The organism is Streptomyces sp. HUAS 15-9, assembly GCF_025642155.1.
GTDB lineage: Bacteria > Actinomycetota > Actinomycetes > Streptomycetales > Streptomycetaceae > Streptomyces.
The window spans coordinates 5,370,025-5,390,199 of record NZ_CP106798.1 but is presented as its reverse complement, the minus strand read 5'-3'; the positions used below and the strand labels follow the sequence as shown (position 1 = coordinate 5,390,199).

Here is a 20,175-nt window from a genome sequence, read left to right as displayed (position 1 = left end):
TGCCCCACTGACCGAAGACCTTGCAGCGGAGGCATCGGCATGGGCGGCGACTGCTGGCTGAACACGGGCCCGTACCAGCGTGACCTGGCGGCGGCGTTCCGGCAGGCCCAGGACGCGGAACTGGCGCTGGACGACCACGGATTCCCCGGCCGGACGATCGAGGAGTTGTGGCGGGATCCGGCCTGGCACGAGTACATCTTCACCGGTGGCACGTACTCGGTCCTGGACTTCCCCCTGCTCATAGACCCCAAGGACCCAGAGGACGGCCCCTTCATGCGCCCGCTGACGGAGCAGGAGATCCGGGCCTGGGCCCCCGACGGCCACCCCACCCACGCCGACTGGCTGGACGCCCTGAACTCCGAACGGCTCGACTTTCCCGGCCGCGCGCAGGGCAGATGCACGGTGCTGTACGCCGACGGACGGCCGACGCAGATCGGCTACTGGGGAGTTACGGCGGACTAGGCCCTGTCGTCGACCAGGCCGCCGACCACGACGCCCGTCACCAGGAACGCGGCTGTCGCCGACAGAAGGGTGACTTCGTAGTACGACTCGGGGGTCACCCAGGCGGCCGCGCAGGCCCCGACGGCGGCTGCGAGGACGGCGGCCCCCAGCCGCCATGCCTGGACCGCCACGTCCCGCCAGGCGAGGCCGACGGCGGTCACGACCATCAGCAGACCGCTTGCCGCGACGAGTTGCGGTGTCCCGAACATGACGCCGTAGCGCACCGCCAGCGCGGGGAGGAAGAACAGCGCGAGCCAGTTGCCGAGCGTATGGCGTACGAAGGCCAGCGTAGGGCCGGGTGTTGACGGCTCGGCGAGCCGGGCCGCGAGCCTGCGGAGCACGATCAGCACGCCGACAGCCGACGCCGTCATCGGCAGGCGCTCGCCCAGCCGCCCCAGGTTGTAGAGCAGCGCGGTGTCGTACACGACGAGGACGAGCACGCCGAGTGCCCCCAACGAGCCGATGAACACCAGCAGTCCGGGCATGGAGGCCGGGGTGCGTGACGCACCCGTTTCGCGTGCCGCGAGGCGGGCGAGGACGTACGGCGTGACGACCGCCGAGACACCCCGCACCACGATGTCGTCCACCGTGTACGGATTCCGCAGATCCCACTCCACCAGGCAGAACACGACGGTGTACGACACCGACGCCAGCGGCAGCAGCGCGGACCGGGCGATCCGCCGCCACAGACCGGCGTCGAGCCACCGCACGACCGTCGCGAACGCCAGCAGGACAAAGGGGAGTTCGAGGAAGGCCTGGACACGCAGGACGGACGGCGCGAGCAGCGAGGGGGCGGGGAAGCCGAACGCCAGCCGCCGCAGCACCGGATTCGCGGAGGCGAGGTCGAACCACCCGGTCGGCAGGTACCGGGCGATGAAGGACGGGTCACCGCCGTGCACGCGCAGCACGTACACGGTGAACAGCACCTGGTTGACGTAGATCAACCCGGTCACCACCACCAGCGCGGCGAGCGGCGGCGGCACGGGGCGACCCGCCCCGGGGACAGCGCGGCCACGTACCACACGCGGGGCGAGCGCGAGGGCGAGCACGACCGACACGAGCACCACGGTGTCCACGGCAACGTTCACGAGCGCAGACCCTACGCGGCCGCCCGCCTCGAAGAGGTCGCGTCCCGCGACGCCCGGCGGATGCCCGCCAGGCCGCCGATGACGCTGATCCCCTACCGTCAGAGCTGCCCGGAGACGCTGATCGTCCGGTAGACGCACACAGCAATGATCGCCACGCACGCGGCCTGGGAGAGACGTCGCCGCGAGAGTGTCGCCGCCACCACCGCGGAAAGCGTCGCGAGGCCCACGCACAGCAGTGCGCCGTAGGCCCCGTCGCTGTCACGTCGGCCGGGAAACGCCGCCGGATTGTCCCGCCTCGATCGTCATGGCGAAGCTGCACACCACCAGGAACGCCGCCACGGCGTAGAGCACCACCGCCCCACAGGACTTGCCGAGGGAATTCGTCGGCTGTGTCGTCCTCGGACGAGTCCCTCCAGGTCAATCTCCTGTGTGTTGGCGGGAGTTGGATGTCCCGGGCGCGCGTCGGGTGACGTCCGTACCTACCCGTGCGCTTTACAAGTATCGCCTGTGTGACAGGTGGTGTCATCGTGGTTCATTTCTAGGGTGGGGTAGTTGAGTCCTCGCAGGACGCGTGCGTACAGACCGCTCAGTCTCAAGCGAAGGGCGTGGCTGACACTCGGAGCCGTCGCCCTGGGCGGCGCGGGAGCCGTGACCTATGCGATCGCGGATCCCGGCGCGCAGAGCGACGGCAAGGGCGCGGGCCGCAAGGCGGCCGTGCACACGGTCAAGTTGGAGAGCCGGGGCGCGGGCCGCAAGGGCCTGGGTCAGCAGGGCACCGACCGGTTCAGCGCGCTGTTGCTGACCTGGGACGACGCCCACGCGAACGCCAAGGGCAGGCCCGAGGTGCGCACCCGGGACATCGAGACGGGCAAGTGGTCCACGTGGCAGCGGCTGGCGGACGATCCGTTCCAGGCCGACGGGGTTGAGGCACAGCGGGCCGCCGGTGCCGTGCGCGGCGGTACGGCCTCGCTGTGGACCGGTGACTCCGACGGCGTCCAGGTGCGCCTGGTGAACGCCGACGGCACCGAGGCGGGCGGCCAGCCGGCTGGCATGGACGTCAGGCTGCTCGACCCGGGCCCCGATCCGAAGGGCGCCACGGAGCCCGCGGCGTTCGCGGAGGAGACCACCGCCCCGGTGACGGACTCCCCGGCGACGACGGACGCTCCGCTGCCGACGGACTCCCCGGCCGAGACCGCCACGCCGAGCGACTCGCCGGTCCCGACGGACCCGCCGTCCGACTCGCCTTCGGCCTCCGTGTCGGACTCGGCCTCCGCGTCCGACTCCGCGTCCGTCTCACCGTCCCCGTCCAGTACGGTCCCGTCCCCGCGTCCCTCCACGGTCGCGAAGCCGCCGATCATCACGCAGGCCGAGTGGGGCGCCTCCACCGACTACAACGGCACACCTGAGTACGGCACCGAGATCAAGGCCGCCGTGGTCCACCACACGGGTGTCGACAGCGACAACATGCTGTCCTGCGCCCAGTCCTCCGCCCGCATGCGGACCATCCAGCAGGAGCACTTCGCCCGCGGCTACTTCGACCTCGGCTACAACTTCGTCGTCGACCGCTGCGGCCAGATCTTCGAGGGCCGCAGCGGCGGCGCGGACCTGCCGGTGATCGGCGCGCACGACATCGGGTTCAACACCAACACGGTCGGCATCTCGTACATCGGCAACTACATGAGCGCGCAGCCGTCCCGGGCCGCGATCGACTCGATCGCACGCATCGTGGCCTGGAAGTTCGGGATGTACGGCGTCGACCCGACCGGCAAGGTGACGCTGACCTCCGGCAGCGACGCGGGTGTCGACGGCAACAAGGTCGCGAAGGGCGCGTCCATCACGCTGCCGCGCGTCCTCGGCCACCGGGACACCAACTCCACGGCCTGCCCCGGCGACAACCTCTACAAGAAGCTCCCCCTGATCGCCGCGCTGGCCAGGACTCCGGGTGTCTCGCACGCCCTGCGCACCTCGGACTACAACCGTGACGGCATCGCCGATCTGGTCGCCGGCACCCCCAGGGCGAACTCGGTGACCGTCGTGCCGGGCGGTGTCGACGGGCCGGTCAAGGCGTCGAAGGTGACGCTCACCCAGAACAGCCCCGGTGTCCCCGGCTCCTCCGAGAGCGGCGACGCGTTCGGCACCTCGACCTCCTGGGGCGACGTCAACGGCGACGGCTACGCCGACCTCGCGATCGGCGTACCCGGCGAGGACGACACCAGCGGCCACGCGGACCGGGGCGCGGTGACGGTGCTGTACGGGCCGGGCCTCGACTCCGGCTTCTCGTACACCACGTCGGGTGTCACGTCGACGGGCGCCAGGCTCGGCTCCACGGTCACGGTCGGCGACTTCAACGGCGACGGCAAGGCGGACGTGTTCTCGGCCGGCACCGGCAAGGGCGGCAACTGGAACGTCCGGCTGACCGGTGGCGCCACCACCGCCGGCACCCTGACCACCGCCACGGGTTCGGTGGCCTACCTGGACGCCGCTACCGGCGACTTCAACCGGGACGGCTACGGCGACGTGGCCCTCAACTACCGTGACGCGGGCGGCATCGGGCGCGTGGTCCGGTTCTCCGGCTCGGCGACGGGTCTGACCAAGGCGGGGGTCATCTCCGTCAAGGGCGGCCGGTCGATCGCGGCCGGAGACGTCAACGGCAACGGCAACGACGACATCGTCATCGGCCAGCCGGTCGCGAGCGAGTCCGGCGGCAAGGCGGGCGGCCAGGTCACGATGGTCCCGGGCACGTCGACGGGCTTCACGACCACCGGCATGACCGTGATCCACCAGGACACGACGGGCGTCCCCGGGGCGGACGAGTCCGGTGACGCCCTCGGTACCGCCGTCTCCGTCGGCGACTTCAACGGTGACGGCTACCCGGACGTCCTCGCGGGCGCCCCCGGCGAGGACCTCATCCGCGCGGGCGTGAATCGCTCCAACGCGGGCGCGGCGCTCCTGGTCAAGGGCGGCGCCTCCGGTCTCACCGGCTCCGGGGCGGTCCTCGTTTCGCAGGACACCACGGGGGTCCCCGGCAGCACCGAGACCGACGACCGGTTCGGCTCGTCGGTGTCCCTGACGGACCTGTCCGGGTACGGGCGCGCCGATCTGACGGTCGGTGTGGAGGGCGAGGACGCCGGTGACGGCATCCTGATGTACCTGCCGAGCAACAGCACGGGCCTCGGCTACACCCAGACCCTCGTCCTCAGCAGGTCGGCGCTGGGCACACCGGCGGGAGCCCGGCTGGGCCAGGCGCTGACGCCGTAACGCCGTTCAGCAGTCGGCCGGGGTCCCGCTGAGCGGGGCCCCGGCCGTCGGTCTTTCCGAGCCGTGCGCATTCGGTTCATCCGAGCCGTACGGCTGCGCCCTGTCACAGCCGTACGGACGCGGCCTGTCAGAGCCGTGCGGACGCGGCCGTCGCGTCCCGGCACAGCAGTCGCAGCGACCCCTGCCCGTCGAAGCAGCGGCGGGCCTCGTCGATGGGGTCCCAGAGCTGGCCGTCGGGCGTACGGACCCAGTGGTCGCCGCCGGTCGCCCACCACTCGGCGCCGGTCTGCCGGACGATCACCTCACCGGCGTACGCGCCCAGAGCGCGCAGCACGTTCTCGACGGCGGCGTACGGGGCGTCCTCGCGCCGGATGTCCTCGATCAGCCGGTCGACGCGCCACAGGCTCTGCGCCGAGTAGTCGAGCCGCACCCGCGCGCCCTCACGCATGGTCGCCACCGCGTCGGCCGCCCACCGCACCGGCTTCGCCGCCGCATGCGGCCTGGTCTCCTGCTGTGTTCTCACATACTCGACAGTCACATTCGGTAGAGCGAGGTCAGCGGTGTTTTCGTCACCCGGATCCGGGCCGTTTCCGCAACCGGTGCAGGACCGGCGCGACGCACCCGCACAACGCCCACAGGATTCGCTCAGAATTCCGGGTTTGCCTGGGAGTGATGCTTGGGGCCGCCCATGCGCTCCATTTATTGATGAGCACGTACTTCCATCTCCGCGCGATACCTGCCCCGGCGCTGCGCAACAGCGCCAATTGGCTGCGCAGGCTGTTCGAGGACGACTGGAACACGGTGCGGGTGCGGCTCGACCGGCACCGTGAAGAGATGCTGGACAAGCGGTATCTCGACCACGATCTCCTCTATGTCGGCGCCTCGCTGCGCCATGACCTGGAGGGTCCGGAGACCGACGTGGTGCTCGGCGGGCACCGCGTCTGTCACCCCGACCCCGCCCAGCCGCCGTTCCTGCTGCTCACTGCGGCGGAGGCGGACCGGGTCGCCGCATTCCTCAACTCGATCGACTTCGAGTCGCTGTGGCGTATGGCCCGGCACGATCTCGTGCCGCGCGATGCCGATGCCGACACGGAGTCCCAGACCCGGGCCGCCTTCGAGGCGGCACACCGGGACCTGACGGCGTTCTACGCCCAGGCGGCGCACCACGGCGAGGCAGTGGTCAAGTGGCTCGTGCGGTGAGGCGAACGGTGTTGTGAGGCGAGCAGTGTTGTGAGGCGGACGGTGCGGTGGGCCTCAGGCCCTGCCGCGCGCCCGCCGCGACACGACCGCACGCAGCACCCGCCGTCCCTCGACCGACACCTCCAGCGCCCGGCGCAGTCCGCCCGCGCCGTGCTCGGCGAGCAGCTCCAGGACGGTGACCTGGCGCCGCAGTTCGGAGGCGACCAGCGGCGACATGCCCTCCGTACGGCCCTCGCGGCGCTGGTCGACGGAGCCGGCACCGTCCTCGGCGGGGTCGAGGAGGCGGTGGATCTGGAGCGAGGCGACCGAGCAGGCGTCGGCCCAGACCCGTATCCCGGCGGCGTCGCGCGCGGCCGGGGCTGCCTCCAGCATCCGGCGGGCGAGCAGCACGGCCTCGTCCTCGCCGGACTCGTCGGACTCTCCGGGGCCGGCCGGGTCGAGCGCGGCGCGTGCCTTCTCCAGGCACTCGCCCCAGTCGCCACCGCCTTCCGTCAGGCTTGCCCACGCCGGCCGAAGGACCTCGTCGTCGCCGCCCAGCAGGGGGACGCACCGATCCAAACAAGCCAACCCGCTGGCAGCCAGTCCGCGGTCGTCGGCCTGCGCGATCAGTTCCACCAGGCTCATCCACGCCTCCCTCGCCAGGGCGCCGACCTTTACGGAGCCCGCACTTCCCCTTACTGCGTGCGACTGGCCAGTAGTGTCACAGGGGCACCACACCGAGCAGGTCGAGAAGGCGGAAGAAAAGGTTTTCGGCCAACGGGTCGGGGTCGGCGGTCAGCACCTCGATCAGCGCCTCGGCGGTGACCGTGTGCCCGGCCTCGGCGGCCCAGGCGGCCGCGCGTCCGGCGGCGTCGACGGGTTCGAGGAAGTAGTCGTCCAGGGTGAGACCCTCGCGCTCGGCGCCCAGGTACCCGGCCATCGCCGTCCGGGCCAGACACGTCGTCCAGCCGCCGCTCTCCGGCGCGGCCGCCTCGACGACCGCACAGGCGCTGTCCATGACGTACCCGAAGAGCGCGGGCGCACCGGTCTGATCGGCCAGCGCGTTCATGTTCCCGATGTCACCGCCGTCCCCGGCGTACTCCCACACCTGCCAGCCGCCGGGCGCGCAGGCCCGCCGGGTCATGCCGTCGGCGCCGGACAGCGCGTCCAGCTCGGCGAGCGGCCGCTCGGCGCGGCCGACGACGAAGTATCCCCAGTGCCCCATTGCTCGTCCCCCCACGGCCGCACGGTTCGGTCGGGCCGAATACACCACAGCCGTACAGGGGTTCGCAGCCGTATGCGGTAATGCAGGCCGGGAAAGGGCGGTATGCACGCCCGGGAAGGGCGGTAATGCGCGCGGGGAAAGGTCAGACCGCGTCGGGCACCGGTCCCGCGAGCGCCTTGTGGTGCTGCATCCGGGTCAGCCTCAGCACGACGAGGATGGCGAGCACGGCCGCCGCCACGTCGAGCGCGTCGGAGAACAGCATCGTGCGGGTGGCGTCGCGCAGCTCCGTCGCGCTCTCGGCCCTGCGGTTCTGGGTCAGCGCGGCCCGGCCGGCGAAGAGCGAGATGATCCACAGCGTCCACCAGGCGTTGACCAGCGCGTGCGAGGCGGGCTTGCCCCAGGGGCTGCTGGCGTCCCAGGTGTCGAGCGTGATCCGGCGCGGGAACCACAGGTTCACCACGGGGGTGAACCAGCCGCCGATGGCCCAGCCCCGCGACTTGCTGTGCCCGGACGCGTCGAACACCTCGGCGTTGACGCGCACCCGGTAGAACCAGCACAGGAAGACGACCGTGCTCGCGACCAGCGCGACCCCCTGGGCGATGCCGGACGTGCCGTAGAGGTCGGCGCGGTCGGTCCGCCGGACCACGTCGGAGCCGCGCGCGCCGCCCACGAGGTCGCTGAGGACGTCGAGTTCCAGGATGTCCGCCCAGATCGCGAAAAGATCGGTGGCGATGACGAGCCCGAGCGCCGCGGCGGCGGCCCGGCCGAGCACCACCGGCGAGCGCAGCCAGGCACCGGTTGCGGCGGTGTACGGCATTCCGGCGTACGGCGCCCCGGCGTTCGCCGGCATCGGCGCGGGCGGCTCGCCCGCGCACCGGGTGCAGAGGGTTCCGCCGGGCGCGGCGGCGAAGTGATGGCAGCGCGAACAGATCATTGAGCCCCCGAGGTACGGTCGCGAATCCGGGCACGGCTCTCCCCCGAGGCACATGCGCGGTATGCGGAAGATACGGTTCGAACGACTCGTACGTCCACTCGAATGAGCGTCAGCCCAGCCGGTCCGCCAGCTTCTTGAACTCCGGCCAGGACATGGCGGGTGTGCCCGGGTCCCACAGCTTCTGGGCGGTGGCCCGCAGCGGCATCCGGATGCCGGCGGCCACCTGGTCCTGTGTCTGGGCGTACGCGCGGTCGCTCCAGACCGCGAAGGACCCGCCGAGTATCTGCCCGTCGTACCGGGCGGGCACGGCGGTGGTGCCGCGCAGCACCCGCGGGTTCCACTGCTCGTAGATCCGCTGTCCCGTGGGATAGACGAAGGTCTGCGGCTCCCCCAGGACGTAGTACAGGAACTCGTCGTTGTAGTTGAGGACCTGCCGTCCCGCGCTCAGGTATTCGACCGGCTGCCGGGCGCCGATCTCCTTGCCGGTCCAGTAGGCGACCTGGAGGTCCTTGGCGGGCTGGACGGACGTGCCCCGGAAGAAGCCGTCGTTCCAGACCCGGATGGTCCGCCGGTGGGCGCGGACCGTGTCGGCGCGGTCGCCCAGCCAGCCGGTGGTGAGGTCGGCGACGGTCCCGCCGGAGCCGTACGCCTTCCGGGCGGCAGCGGCCAGTTGCGGGTAGGAGGCCTGCGGGTCGGCGACCGCGAGCGCCTGGTACTCGTCGCCGCCGAGGTGCCAGTAGGCACCGGGGAACACGCTCGCGTACTCGCCCAGCAGGTCGTCGACGATCGTCGCGGACGCGCCCTTGGATATGTCGATCGCCCCGCGCGTCGGAACACCTCGCGCGTTGCGCAGTTGCAGGTCGGGGTGGGCGGCGAGGACGGCACCCAGGTGTCCGGGAGAGTCGATCTCGGGAACGACGGTGATGTGCCGGCCGGCCGCGAGGTCGACGATCCGCTTGACCTGGGCCTTGGTCAGATGGTTGGCGGAGACCATCTCGGGGTGGGTCGTGGACTCGATCCGGAACCCCTGGTCGTCGGAGAAGTGCAGCCCCAGCTGGTTGTACTTCAGGTCCCCCAGCTCACGCACCCGGTCCTCGATCCAGGACGCGGAGTACGGCTTGCGGGCTATGTCCAGCATGAACCCGCGCTGCGGCTTGGCCGGCTGGTCGCGTACGACACCCTCCGGGGCCGTACCGCCGCCGTGGACCTCCTGCTTGAGGGTGCGGGTGCCGTAGAAGACGCCCGCGTCGGCGGGGCCGGTTATGTTCACGCCCCCGCCGCGCACGGTCATGGTGTAGGACTCCGGGTTCGCGCCCTTGTCGCCGCCGAGCGCCAGCCGTACGTCCCCCGGGCGTACGTCGTTCTTCTCGCCCGCGTACGACAGCCCCAGCTCACCGGCTATGAGCCGCCCCTCGTCGGCGAGCGCCGGGTCGCTCACCACCACGCGCTCACCGCGCGTCGGACGCCAGCCGGGGCCGTGTGCGGGGGTGTGGGAGCGGACGGCGGGGATCGTGCGCGGCGCCTGGGACAGCGGGTAGGAGCGGGTGGGCGTCGGGCTGGGCGGGGCCGGGGCGTTGCCCGAGGTCGTCGCCGTGGCGCCCGGGGACGTGCGCGCCGCCCCGGCGGGCTGTCCGCCACCGCCCGTGGAGGCCCAGACCCCGAGCCCGGTACCGAGGGCCACCGTCCCGACGAAGGCGGCGGCGGTCAACGCCCGCCTCCGCTTCACCTCCTGCGCCGACGGCCGACGCCTGTGCTGGCTCACCCTGCCAACCTAAGGCTCCCGGGAGGGTGATGCGTCCACCGCATGGTCCGAAACTCTCCCGTCCGAGTGAAATTCGGGCATCCTTCGGACACACCCTGACCGCTCTCGATAACGTGGCGATACATCTTTCCCAGCATCCCCTGCCAAAACACATGTGACGCGAGGACCCACGCTGCCTGCGCACCGTCTCCCGTACCTCCCGGAGCAGACCCGCACTCCCACCTGCGCCGACCTCCTGGATGGCTTCAACACCGCGCCCGTCGAAGAGGCCCACACCGCTCTCCTCACCTGTCTGCGCAGCCTGCGCTGGGCACGGCGGCTCGCCGACCACCGCCCCTACCCCGACCTGGACTCGCTCCTGGCCGCGGCGGACGAGGCGGCGTACGACCTCGCGCCCGCGGACCTCTCGGAGGCGCTGGCCGGGGAGTCGCTGCCGGACCTTCCCGAAGACACGTACTCCGCCGCGTACACGGCGCTGAGTGCCGCGCATGCCGCATACGAGGCGCGATTCGGACACGCGTTCGTCATCTATCTGGGTGACACGGTGCCCGAGGAAACCCTCGACCGCATCCTCGAAGGAATCCGGTCACGATTGACGAACGATCGGGAGGAGGAGCGCGTCCTCACGGCGGAAGAACTCCGGCGCCTCGCGAAGCAACGGCTGGGGCAGCTGCTTGAGGGCGCCCCGAACCGAACTACCAGCCACAACGGTGCCGCGCGCGGCAAATAACAGGACACCCCACCCCAGATGCCGCCCCGCCAATAGCCCGTCCGGTGCCAGTTTGATCACACGAGGCAGGCCCCCTGTCAGGCGAGCGGCGGCACGTGGCTACGATGCTGGGGGCCGGTGGACCGTACCCGGCCGGGCCCGACCGACAACCGAAGCCGGCGCGGCCCTAGTCCCCGCTCCCGGAGGGTTCTTCCGTGCCGGCTGGAACGCTGTACCGCGGCCGGGAAGGAATGTGGTCCTGGGTGGCTCACCGAGTCACCGGCGTCCTCATCTTCTTCTTCCTGTTCGTTCATGTGCTGGACACCGCTCTCGTCCGTGTCTCCCCCGAGGACTACGACAAGGTCGTAGCCACGTACAAGACGCCGATCGTCGCACTACTGGAATACGGCCTGGTGGCCGCCATCCTCTTCCACGCGCTCAACGGCCTGCGTGTCATCGCCGTCGACTTCTGGTCGAAGGGCCCGCGCTACCAGAAGCAGATGCTGTGGTCCGTGGTCATCGCCTGGTTCGTCCTGATGGTCGGCGCGATCTACCCGGTCCTCGGCCACGCCGCTCGTGTTCTGTTCGGGAGCTGACGCCGATGTCCACCACTGAAACCACCGCGTCCGGGATCGGCCCCGTCGAGGGCGGCGGCCTGTACGACGTCGACAGCCCCGCCCCGCTCATCGAGGCTCCGCGCAAGCGCACCAAGAAGACCCCGCGCTCCACCCGCGGCAACTTCGAGATGGCCGCCTGGCTGTTCATGCGTCTGTCCGGCGTCGTGCTGGTCGTCCTGGTCATCGGCCACCTGCTGATCCAGCTCGTGCTGGACGGCGGCGTCTCCAAGATCGGCTTCGCCTTCGTGGCCGGCCGCTGGGCGTCCCCGTTCTGGCAGGTGTGGGACCTGCTGATGCTCTGGCTCGCGATGCTGCACGGTGCCAACGGCCTGCGCACGGTCATCAACGACTACGCGGAGCGCGCGAACACCCGGCTGTGGCTCAAGGGCCTGCTCTACACCGCCACGGTGTTCACCATCCTGCTGGGCACGCTGGTGATCTTCACCTTCGACCCGAACATCCGCTAGGCACGGGGCTGCGAGAAACATGAAGATCCACAAGTACGACACCGTCATCGTCGGCGCCGGCGGCGCGGGCATGCGCGCGGCCATCGAGTCGACGAAGCGCAGCCGCACCGCGGTCCTGACCAAGCTCTACCCCACCCGCTCCCACACGGGCGCCGCGCAGGGCGGCATGGCCGCCGCGCTGGCCAACGTGGAGGAGGACAACTGGGAGTGGCACACCTTCGACACGATCAAGGGCGGTGACTACCTGGTCGACCAGGACGCCGCCGAGATCCTGGCGAAGGAGGCCATCGACGCCGTCCTCGACCTGGAGAAGATGGGCCTGCCGTTCAACCGGACGCCGGGCGGGACGATCGACCAGCGCCGCTTCGGCGGTCACTCCCGCAACCACGGCGAGGCCCCGGTCCGCCGCTCCTGCTACGCGGCCGACCGCACCGGCCACATGATCCTCCAGACGCTGTACCAGAACTGCGTCAAGGAGGGCGTGGAGTTCTTCAACGAGTTCTACGTCCTGGACCAGCTCATCACCGAGGTCGACGGCGTCAAGAAGTCGGCCGGTGTGGTGGCCTACGAGCTGGCCACCGGTGAGATCCACGTCTTCCAGGCGAAGGCCGTCATCTACGCCTCCGGCGGCACCGGCAAGTTCTTCAAGGTGACGTCCAACGCGCACACGCTGACCGGTGACGGCCAGGCCGCCGTCTACCGCCGCGGACTGCCGCTGGAGGACATGGAGTTCTTCCAGTTCCACCCGACCGGCATCTGGCGCATGGGCATCCTGCTGACGGAGGGCGCCCGTGGTGAGGGCGGCATCCTCCGCAACAAGGACGGCGAGCGCTTCATGGAGAAGTACGCGCCGGTCATGAAGGACCTCGCGTCCCGTGACGTCGTCTCCCGCTCCATCTACACGGAGATCCGCGAGGGCCGCGGCTGCGGTCCCGAGGGCGACCACGTCTACCTGGACCTCACCCACCTCCCGCCGGAGCAGCTGGACGCCAAGCTCCCGGACATCACCGAGTTCGCGCGCACGTACCTCGGCATCGAGCCGTACACGGACCCGATCCCGATCCAGCCGACCGCGCACTACGCGATGGGCGGCATCCCGACGAACGTGGAGGGTGAGGTCCTGGCGGACAACACCACGGTCGTCCCGGGCCTGTTCGCGGCCGGCGAGGTCGCCTGTGTGTCGGTGCACGGCGCCAACCGTCTCGGCACGAACTCCCTGCTGGACATCAACGTGTTCGGCCGCCGCGCGGGCATCGCCGCCGCCGAGTACTCCCAGAAGGCCGACTACGTCGAGCTGCCGGAGGACCCGGCGTCCTTCGTCGTCGAGCAGATCGAGCAGCTGCGCAACTCCACCGGCACCGAGCGGGTGGCCCAGATCCGTCGCGAGCTGCAGGAGACCATGGACGCGAACGTCATGGTGTTCCGCACCGAGCAGACGATCAAGACCGCGGTCGAGAAGATCGCCGAGCTGCGCGAGCGCTACAAGAACGTGGCGGTCCAGGACAAGGGCAAGCGGTTCAACACGGACCTGCTGGAGGCCATCGAGCTGGGCAACCTGCTGGAGCTGGCCGAGGTCATGGCGGTGTCGGCGCTCGCCCGCAAGGAGTCCCGCGGCGGCCACTACCGCGAGGACTACCCCAACCGCGACGACGTCAACTTCATGCGCCACACCATGGCGTACCGCGAGGTGGGCGACGACGGCACCGAGTCCGTCCGTCTCGACTACAAGCCGGTCGTCCAGACCCGCTACCAGCCGATGGAGCGTAAGTACTGATGGCAACTCCTGTTCTGGACAAGGTGGAGGCGGAGGCCGCGGGCTCTCCCTACATCACGGTCACGTTCCGGGTCCGCCGGTTCAACCCGGAGATCTCGGCCGAGGCGGCCTGGGAAGACTTCCAGCTGGAAATCGACCCGAAGGAACGTGTCCTCGACGGTCTGCACAAGATCAAGTGGGACCTCGACGGCACCCTCACCTTCCGTCGCTCCTGCGCCCACGGCATCTGCGGCTCGGACGCGATGCGGATCAACGGCAAGAACCGTCTTGCCTGCAAGACGCTGATCAAGGACATCAACCCCGAGAAGCCGATCACGATCGAGCCCCTCAAGGGCCTCACGGTCCTCAAGGACCTGGTCGTGGACATGGAGCCGTTCTTCCAGGCGTACCGGGACGTCATGCCCTTCCTGATCACGAAGGACACGAACGAGCCGACGCGCGAGCGTCTGCAGTCGGCGGAGGACCGCGAGCGGTTCGACGACACGACGAAGTGCATCCTCTGCGCCGCCTGCACGTCGTCCTGCCCGGTCTTCTGGAGCGACGGCCAGTACTTCGGCCCGGCGGCCATCGTCAATGCGCACCGCTTCATCTTCGACTCGCGTGACGAGGCCGGCGAGCAGCGTCTGGAGATCCTCAACGACCGCGACGGCGTGTGGCGCTGCCGCACGATCTTCAACTGCACGGACGCCTGCCCGCGCGGCATCGAGGTCACGAAGGCGATCGCCGAGGTCAAGCAGGCCCTGATCACCCGCCGCTTCTGAGCTCCGCTCCCTACGGCACGGTGGGCCCCGGCTCCGGTTTCACACCGGAGCCGGGGCCCACTCGTCTTCCCGGCCCGCACTCCGACGGGAGGCCGTACCCGCCTGCAGTGCGCCCATGAGCAACTCGACCGCAGCCGCCGTCTTCACCACGCCCGACCCTGGAGGAGCTGCTGGGCGTCGGGCGCACGCGGGTCCACGACTGGTGCCACCCCCTGTACCAGTACGAGCGCTCCTGCGACCACACCGTCCATGTGCATGTGCGCGGAGAGCGCGACCTGGACCGGGTGCGCCGGCTCGCCGCACAGGTGGGCGGTCGCTTCAGCGGCCGGACCGGGCTCGCCCCTCTCTGACACCGCCGGGCGGGTGACCTCCGCGGTCTGTCCCCGGGGGTGGCCAGGGGGCCGTACCTAATCTGATGGCATGTCAGATGACGAGTCGTACGAGCTGCTCGGGTTCGACAACGTGCTGCTTCCCGTCGGGGACCTCGCGGAGGCCGTCGGTTTCTACGAGCGCGCCGGGTTCGGTGTCGCCTTCCGGTTCGACGAGGGCGGCATCGCGCTGCTGAAGGTCGGCGGCGAGACGCCCGGGATTCTGCTGCGGGCCGAGGAGGAGTTGGAGCACCGGCCGCCCATGTGGCCCTCACCGCGCGTCTGGCTGGAGGTGCCGGACGCCCGTGTCGCGGCGCGGAAGCTCACCGAGCGCGGCGTGCCCCTCCTCGAGGAGCCCTTTCCCGTGGCGACCGGATGGACCGTCGAGATCGCCGACCCCTGGGGCAACGTCCTCGGGTTCGCGGACTACTCCAAGCGTCCGGAGCTCGGCAGACGGCCCTGATGCGGAGCCCGCCACCATTGAGTTGAACACGTTCAAAAACAGGTCTACAGTCATCCCTGTCAGCGTTTTGAACGCGTTCAAGAAGGGGTGGGGCATGGACCGCACCGTCATCGCCTACGTCATCTACCTGGCCGTCAGCATCGCGCTGACCGTCTGGGTGGCCCGCACGCTCAGCCGCAACGGACGGGTCTTCCTCTCCGACGTACTGCACGGCAACGAGCAGCTCGCCGACGCCGTCAACCACCTCCTGGTGGTCGGCTTCTACCTGGTCAACCTCGGCTTCGTGGCGCTGTACCTGAGCGGTGAGGACACCATCGAGGACACCCGCGGCATCTTCGAGGCCCTGTCGACCAAGCTCGGCGTGGTGCTGCTCGTGCTCGGTGTGATGCACCTGGGTAACGTGTACGTGCTGAGCCGGATCCGGCGGCGCGGAGTGCTGGACCGGGAGCAGGTGCCGCCCGTCGCCCCGCAGGGCTGGGCCGCCCCGGGCACCGGGGTGTGAGCGCCGTGACGGCCACCGAAGACCGGGGCGCCGCGCGCGTCCCGGTCCGCGGGCTCACCGTGCTGTACGACGCCGAGTGCTCCCTGTGCGCCCATGTGCGCGACTGGCTCGTGAAACAGCGGCAGTTGGTGCCGCTGGAGCTGGTGCCGGCGGGGTCGGCGCAGGCCCGGCGGCGGTATCCCGGGCTCGATCACCGCGCCACCCTCGACGAGGTCACCGTCGTCGCAGACGCCGGGCAGGTCTACCGGGGCGCCGCCGCCTGGATCGTCGTCCTGTGGGCCCTGCGCGAGTACCGCCCGCTCGCCCACCGGCTCAGCACCACGGTCGGCACCGGGCTCGCCAAGGGCGCGGTGCTGGCCGCGGCCAAGTGGCGGGGCGCACAGTGGGGCGCGGGCGCGCAGTGGGGCGGGAAGGTCTACCGGCGGGAGGACGGCTGGTCGTACGACCCCCGCCAGGGGTGGACGTACGCTCCTCCGGGGTGCGACGGCGGCGCCTGCGCCAGTCGTTAGGCTCTTTGCGTGCCCGCGATGAACGAGTCCGGCCGGCCCGGTGAGGCCGACGCCCCCAGCAAGTCCGAGCAGACCCGCGCGCTGATCCTGGAGACCGCGATGCGGCTGTTCCAGGAGCGCGGCTACGACAAGACGACGATGCGGGCCATCGCCAAGGAGGCCGGGGTCTCCGTCGGCAACGCGTACTACTACTTCCAGGGCAAGGAGCACCTGATCCAGGGCTTCTACGACCGGATCGCCGCCGAGCACCAGGTGGCGGTCCGGGAGGTCCTGGCCCGGGAGACCGACCTGGAGGCGCGGCTCGCGGGCGTGCTGAAGGCATGGCTGGACGTCGCGCGGCCGTACCACGAGTTCGCGGTGCAGTTCTTCAAGAACGCCGCCGATCCGGACAGTCCGCTCAGCCCCTTCTCGCCGGAGAGCGAGCACGCGCGCGTGGAGGCGATCAGCGTCCACAAGGAGGTGCTGCGCGGCGCGAAGACCAAGGTGCCGGAGGAGCTGCGGGAGGTGCTGCCCGAGCTGATGTGGCTCTCCCAGATGGGGCTCGTCCTGTACTGGATCTTCGACCGCACGGAGGGCCGCGAGCGCAGCTACCGCCTCGCGGCGCGGGGGGCGCGGCTCACCGCGCGGGGGGTGTCACTGGCCCGGTTCCGGGTGCTGCGGCCGCTGGTGCACGAGGTCCATGAGCTGTTCACGGACTTCCTGCCCGGGATGACGAAGGCGCTGCCGGATCCGGCGGGCAAGGGGCGGCGGGGCGGGGCGGGGTGATCACTTTCGGGTGAAGCGGTTCGAACGGGACGGCGGGGGCCTGTCTGCCTACGATGGTGGTCTCGACACCAGCCCCGAGGAGACACGCGATGTCAGCTGCATCCGTCGAGCAGCCCTTCAACGGCGTTCGACCGTTCTCGCTCACGGCCATCGCCGACGAGATCATGGAGCGCCATCCGGGCTACCGCGTCGAGATCATCGGAGGCCACCTCCTCGTGACCCCATCACCGGATGCCCCTCACGCCCGCGCGCTGACAAAGCTCATGCGCCCCTTTATCGCCGCAGGGCTCGACGACGACGAAACCGAAGTCCTCCAGAACGTCGGGCTTTGGCTGCCGACCGGTGCCGAGGACTACGCCATCCCCGACCTCGTCGTGGTGGACGCCGACATCGACGAGCACTACGTCAAGAACAATGCGTACGAACCGGTCTGCTTCCGGCTCGTCCTGGAGGTCACCTCCAGCACCTGGGAGGATGACCTGAAGACGAAGGCCGCCGCCTACGCAAAGGCCGAGGTGCCCGTCTACGTCATCGTCGACCGCAAGCATCAGCGCCTTCACGTGCTCGCGGAACCAGCCGGGGGAAAGTACCGGTACCACCGGCCCCATGCCCCCGGCGAGCTCGTCACCCTTCCGGACTCCATCGGTGCCAAGGTCACCCTCGACGTGGACCAGATCCTCAAGGCCGGTCAGCTGAAGGCTAATTGACCGCGTCCACCTCCCCCTCCGCCAGCTCCACGTCGTACACCACCGGCCCCTCCGCCACCGCCACATGCCGGGCCCGGGAGCCGTACGAGGCCGCCGTCACCGCCAGCACATAGGAACCCGGCGCCGGTACCGACACGATGTACGAGCCGTCGGCCAGGGACGTCACCCGGTCCAGTTGGCGGCCGGACTTCGAGAGCAGGGTCACCGCCGCGTTCTCGACGGGCTCGCCGTCCGCCGTGCGGACGAAGCCATGGACCACCGAGGCGGGGCCGCTCGTCTGTTCAGCCGGTTCCTCGGCCTCCTCCTTGGGCTCCACCGCCAGGTGCGGCAGCCTCTTCTCCAGCCACCCCGGCAGCCACCAGTTCGCACCGCCCAGCAGATGCATCATCGCCGGCACCAGCGCCGTACGCAGGATGAACGCGTCCAGGGCCACCGCGACCGCAAGACCCACGCCCGCCGTCGCCGCGCCCGAGTCGCCGCTGAGCACGAACGCCAGGAACACGCAGACCATGATCAGGGCCGCGGAGTTGATGACACGGCTGGTCTCGGCCAGACCGACCCGCACCGCGCGCGCGTTGTCCTTCGTGTGGACCCACTCCTCGTGCATCCGGCTCACCAGGAACACCTGGTAGTCCATCGACAGGCCGAAGAGCAGGGACAGCATGATGACCGGCAGGAAGGCGTTGATCGGGCCCTCCTTGCCGAGGCCGAGCAGATCCAGGCCCCAGCCCCACTGGAAGATCGCGACGAGGACGCCGAAGGAGGCCGCCGCCGCGATCAGGTTCATCACCGCGGCCGTCAGCGGCACCACCAGGGAGCGGAAGGCGATCAGCAGCAGCAGGAAGCCCAGGCCGACGATGGTCGCGATGAAGTACGGGAGGCGGTCGCCGGTGACCGTCGCGAAGTCCTTCGACACCGCCGTCACACCGCCCACGTGCGCCTGTACGCCCGCCTTCGGGATCACCTCGTCCCGCAGGACGTCGATCAGGTCGTCCGTCTGCTTCGACTGGGGCGAGGTCGTCGGGACCACCTGGATGACCGTGACGCCCCGCGCGGGCGGCAGCGGCGCCACCCGGGCCACCCCGGAGGTCGCCTCGATGTCCTTCACCAGGGTCGTCGTGTCGCCGCCGGACGTCACCACCTGGAGCGGGCCGTTGAAGCCGGGGCCGAAGCCCTCCGCGAGCAGGTCGTACGCCTTCCTCGTGGTCGTCGACGCGTCGTCGTTGCCCTGGTCCGTCGCGCCGAGCCGCAGCGACAGCACCGGGAGGGCGAGCGCGGCCATGAGGACCACCGCGAGCACGGCGATCGTACGGGGACGCTTCTGGACGCCCGCCGACCAGCGCGCCGCCAGGCCGCTCGTCCGCTCCGGTTCCGGGCCCTGTGCGGCGAGCCGGCGGCGCTGACGGCGGCTGAGCACCCGGGGGCCGAGGAAGCCGAGCAGGGCCGGCAGGAGCGTGGTCGCCGCGAGGACGCTCAGCACCACCGTGAGGGAGGTGCCGATCACCACGCCGTCCAGGAAGCGCAGGTTCGTCACCAGCATTCCGGCGAGCGCGATGCACACCGTGCCGCCCGCGAACAGCACCGCGCGGCCGGAGGTGTTGAGGGCGGTGACCGCCGACCGCTCCGGGTCCATGCCGCGCAGGATGCCGCGCCGGTGCCGGGTGACGATGAACAGCGCGTAGTCGATGCCGACACCGAGGCCGATCAGGGTGGCGAGCAGCGGGGCCAGATCGGGGATGTCGGTGGTGTGGCTGAGCAGCTGGGTGGAGAACAGTCCCGTGCCCACGCCGAAGACGGCCACGCCGATCGGCAGCAGCATCGCGAAGAGCGAGCCGAAGGCCAGGAACAGTACGACGGCGGCGGCCACGATGCCGACCATCTCCGCGAGGCCCGTCGGCGGCTCCTGCACGCGTTGGATCGCCTGACCGCCGAGCTCCACCTGGAGACCGCCGCGTTCGGCGGCCTGCGCGGTGTCGACGACGTCCTGGACCAGGTCCTTGGGTACGGCGTTCGCCTGGTCCGCGAACGTGATCTGCGCATACGCGATCCGTCCGTCACGGCTGATCTGCGTGGCGCCCCGGGGGCCGGAGTAGGGGCCGGTGACGCCGCCGACACCCTTCATCCCCGCGATCTTCGCCAGCGCCGGCTGGATCCGGGACCGTACGTCCTGGTCCTTCACCGAGCCGGAGGCGACCTTCCACACCACCGTGTCGGTGTCGCCCGAGCGTTCCGGGAACGCCTTCTCCATCAGGTCGTACGCCCGCTTGGAGTCCGTGTCGGGAAGGGAGAAGACGTTCGCGTAGTCCGTGCCCGCGGTCGACGCCGAGAATCCCAGGCCGAACAGGGCCCCCACCCACAACAACAGGACCACCAGCCGGTGCCGATAGCACCACCGTGCCAATGCTTCCACGCTCAGAACTCCTTGATCGTCCGGTTCGCCCGGTTCATTCGGTCGGTTGGTCCCCCAGGTCCTGGGCAACAGGATCGGGGACGCCACTCGCGTGAGGACATGGGACCGACTTGACTCTCAAGGAACTCCAAAGCTGGGACCGGCCCCGTTGTCAGTGGGTGTACGGATACTGGGGG

20 protein-coding genes are annotated in these 20,175 nt (G+C 70.3%); 13 read left to right on the top strand and 7 right to left on the bottom strand.

Annotation, left to right across the window (positions count from 1 at the left end):
• Nucleotides 1–39 precede the first annotated feature (39 nt).
• A complete protein-coding gene (locus N8I87_RS24980; RefSeq protein ID WP_263211905.1) occupies nt 40–462 on the top strand; it encodes a hypothetical protein in 423 nt (140 codons plus the stop codon).
• Here N8I87_RS24980 and N8I87_RS24975 read toward each other — a convergent pair.
• Nucleotides 459–1,589, bottom strand: coding sequence for a hypothetical protein (locus tag N8I87_RS24975; protein ID WP_263211904.1), 1,131 nt, complete (start codon nt 1,587–1,589; stop codon nt 459–461). The two genes, N8I87_RS24980 and N8I87_RS24975, sit on opposite strands and share 4 nt — an antisense overlap.
• 648 nt (nt 1,590–2,237) lie before the next feature.
• On the opposite strand from N8I87_RS24975, the gene N8I87_RS24970 reads away from it, so the two are divergent.
• Nucleotides 2,238–4,847 (top strand): FG-GAP-like repeat-containing protein, encoded by a 2,610-nt coding sequence (locus N8I87_RS24970; RefSeq protein WP_263211902.1) that lies wholly within the window; start codon nt 2,238–2,240, stop codon nt 4,845–4,847.
• Between the two features lie 127 nt (nt 4,848–4,974).
• Here the strand turns inward: N8I87_RS24970 and N8I87_RS24965 are convergent, their stop codons facing one another.
• Nucleotides 4,975–5,370: a hypothetical protein gene (locus tag N8I87_RS24965; RefSeq protein WP_263211900.1), complete on the bottom strand. Its 396-nt coding sequence runs from the start codon at nt 5,368–5,370 to the stop codon at nt 4,975–4,977.
• 182 nt (nt 5,371–5,552) lie between these two features.
• Between N8I87_RS24965 and N8I87_RS24960 the strand changes: the two genes are divergently transcribed.
• Entirely contained in the window at nt 5,553–6,047 is a 495-nt protein-coding gene (locus N8I87_RS24960) for a YfbM family protein (RefSeq protein WP_263211898.1), read from the top strand.
• A 54-nt stretch (nt 6,048–6,101) separates the two neighbouring features.
• Here N8I87_RS24960 and N8I87_RS24955 read toward each other — a convergent pair whose 3' ends face one another.
• From N8I87_RS24955 to N8I87_RS24940, 4 genes are all read right to left on the bottom strand, one after another.
• Nucleotides 6,102–6,671: a hypothetical protein gene (locus N8I87_RS24955; protein WP_263211896.1), complete on the bottom strand. Its 570-nt coding sequence runs from the start codon at nt 6,669–6,671 to the stop codon at nt 6,102–6,104.
• 76 nt (nt 6,672–6,747) lie between these two features.
• Nucleotides 6,748–7,251 (bottom strand): hypothetical protein, encoded by a 504-nt coding sequence (locus N8I87_RS24950; protein ID WP_263216639.1) that lies wholly within the window; start codon nt 7,249–7,251, stop codon nt 6,748–6,750.
• 142 nt (nt 7,252–7,393) lie between these two features.
• Nucleotides 7,394–8,185 (bottom strand): DUF4328 domain-containing protein, encoded by a 792-nt coding sequence (locus tag N8I87_RS24945; RefSeq protein ID WP_263211894.1) that lies wholly within the window; start codon nt 8,183–8,185, stop codon nt 7,394–7,396.
• A 109-nt stretch (nt 8,186–8,294) separates the two neighbouring features.
• Entirely contained in the window at nt 8,295–9,947 is a 1,653-nt protein-coding gene (locus tag N8I87_RS24940; RefSeq protein WP_411577281.1) for a beta-N-acetylhexosaminidase, read from the bottom strand.
• A gap of 154 nt (nt 9,948–10,101) precedes the next feature.
• Here N8I87_RS24940 and N8I87_RS24935 point away from each other — a divergent pair, with 154 nt between their 5' ends.
• The 10 genes from N8I87_RS24935 to N8I87_RS24890 all read left to right on the top strand — a co-directional run bounded on the left by N8I87_RS24935 (nt 10,102) and on the right by N8I87_RS24890 (nt 17,589).
• A complete protein-coding gene (locus N8I87_RS24935; RefSeq protein ID WP_263211892.1) occupies nt 10,102–10,677 on the top strand; it encodes a 2-oxo-4-hydroxy-4-carboxy-5-ureidoimidazoline decarboxylase in 576 nt (191 codons plus the stop codon).
• 194 nt (nt 10,678–10,871) lie between these two features.
• Nucleotides 10,872–11,252 (top strand): succinate dehydrogenase, cytochrome b556 subunit, encoded by a 381-nt coding sequence (gene sdhC, locus N8I87_RS24930; protein ID WP_263211891.1) that lies wholly within the window; start codon nt 10,872–10,874, stop codon nt 11,250–11,252.
• A gap of 5 nt (nt 11,253–11,257) precedes the next feature.
• Entirely contained in the window at nt 11,258–11,740 is a 483-nt protein-coding gene (locus N8I87_RS24925; protein ID WP_263211890.1) for a succinate dehydrogenase hydrophobic membrane anchor subunit, read from the top strand.
• 19 nt (nt 11,741–11,759) lie between these two features.
• On the top strand, nt 11,760–13,514 hold the full coding sequence (gene sdhA / locus N8I87_RS24920) for a succinate dehydrogenase flavoprotein subunit (protein WP_263211888.1): 1,755 nt from the start codon (nt 11,760–11,762) through the stop codon (nt 13,512–13,514).
• Nucleotides 13,514–14,275 carry a succinate dehydrogenase iron-sulfur subunit gene (locus N8I87_RS24915; protein ID WP_263211887.1) on the top strand — a complete coding sequence of 254 codons (762 nt, stop codon included), beginning with the start codon at nt 13,514–13,516 and terminating at the stop codon, nt 14,273–14,275. The genes sdhA and N8I87_RS24915 overlap by 1 nt, the downstream gene beginning before the upstream one ends.
• 420 nt (nt 14,276–14,695) lie before the next feature.
• On the top strand, nt 14,696–15,106 hold the full coding sequence (locus N8I87_RS24910; protein WP_263211885.1) for a VOC family protein: 411 nt from the start codon (nt 14,696–14,698) through the stop codon (nt 15,104–15,106).
• 94 nt (nt 15,107–15,200) lie between these two features.
• Nucleotides 15,201–15,608, top strand: a complete 408-nt coding sequence (locus N8I87_RS24905) for a hypothetical protein (protein ID WP_263211884.1) — start codon at nt 15,201–15,203, stop codon at nt 15,606–15,608.
• Nucleotides 15,605–16,117 carry a thiol-disulfide oxidoreductase DCC family protein gene (locus N8I87_RS24900; RefSeq protein WP_411577280.1) on the top strand — a complete coding sequence of 171 codons (513 nt, stop codon included), beginning with the start codon at nt 15,605–15,607 and terminating at the stop codon, nt 16,115–16,117. The genes N8I87_RS24905 and N8I87_RS24900 overlap by 4 nt, the downstream gene beginning before the upstream one ends.
• An 18-nt stretch (nt 16,118–16,135) precedes the next feature.
• Nucleotides 16,136–16,882 (top strand): TetR/AcrR family transcriptional regulator, encoded by a 747-nt coding sequence (locus N8I87_RS24895; RefSeq protein ID WP_263216637.1) that lies wholly within the window; start codon nt 16,136–16,138, stop codon nt 16,880–16,882.
• An 89-nt stretch (nt 16,883–16,971) separates the two neighbouring features.
• Nucleotides 16,972–17,589, top strand: coding sequence for a Uma2 family endonuclease (locus N8I87_RS24890; protein WP_263211881.1), 618 nt, complete (start codon nt 16,972–16,974; stop codon nt 17,587–17,589).
• Here N8I87_RS24890 and N8I87_RS24885 read toward each other — a convergent pair.
• Nucleotides 17,582–19,990, bottom strand: a complete 2,409-nt coding sequence (locus N8I87_RS24885) for an MMPL family transporter (protein ID WP_263216635.1) — start codon at nt 19,988–19,990, stop codon at nt 17,582–17,584. The two genes, N8I87_RS24890 and N8I87_RS24885, sit on opposite strands and share 8 nt — an antisense overlap.
• Nucleotides 19,991–20,175: the final 185 nt, after the last annotated feature.

What these genes read in the sequence shown, in the direction of transcription:
- N8I87_RS24905 (WP_263211884.1), top strand. Translation starts at nt 15,201, where the DNA reads ATGGACCGCACCGTCATCGCCTACGTCATCTACCTGGCCGTCAGCATC.
- N8I87_RS24890 (WP_263211881.1), top strand. Translation starts at nt 16,972, where the DNA reads ATGTCAGCTGCATCCGTCGAGCAGCCCTTCAACGGCGTTCGACCGTTC.
- N8I87_RS24895 (WP_263216637.1), top strand. Translation starts at nt 16,136, where the DNA reads ATGAACGAGTCCGGCCGGCCCGGTGAGGCCGACGCCCCCAGCAAGTCC.
- N8I87_RS24980 (WP_263211905.1), top strand. Translation starts at nt 40, where the DNA reads ATGGGCGGCGACTGCTGGCTGAACACGGGCCCGTACCAGCGTGACCTG.
- sdhA (WP_263211888.1), top strand. Translation starts at nt 11,760, where the DNA reads ATGAAGATCCACAAGTACGACACCGTCATCGTCGGCGCCGGCGGCGCG.
- N8I87_RS24925 (WP_263211890.1), top strand. Translation starts at nt 11,258, where the DNA reads ATGTCCACCACTGAAACCACCGCGTCCGGGATCGGCCCCGTCGAGGGC.
- N8I87_RS24950 (WP_263216639.1), bottom strand. Translation starts at nt 7,251, where the DNA reads ATGGGGCACTGGGGATACTTCGTCGTCGGCCGCGCCGAGCGGCCGCTC.
- N8I87_RS24915 (WP_263211887.1), top strand. Translation starts at nt 13,514, where the DNA reads ATGGCAACTCCTGTTCTGGACAAGGTGGAGGCGGAGGCCGCGGGCTCT.
- N8I87_RS24960 (WP_263211898.1), top strand. Translation starts at nt 5,553, where the DNA reads ATGAGCACGTACTTCCATCTCCGCGCGATACCTGCCCCGGCGCTGCGC.
- N8I87_RS24955 (WP_263211896.1), bottom strand. Translation starts at nt 6,671, where the DNA reads ATGAGCCTGGTGGAACTGATCGCGCAGGCCGACGACCGCGGACTGGCT.
- N8I87_RS24945 (WP_263211894.1), bottom strand. Translation starts at nt 8,185, where the DNA reads ATGATCTGTTCGCGCTGCCATCACTTCGCCGCCGCGCCCGGCGGAACC.
- N8I87_RS24910 (WP_263211885.1), top strand. Translation starts at nt 14,696, where the DNA reads ATGTCAGATGACGAGTCGTACGAGCTGCTCGGGTTCGACAACGTGCTG.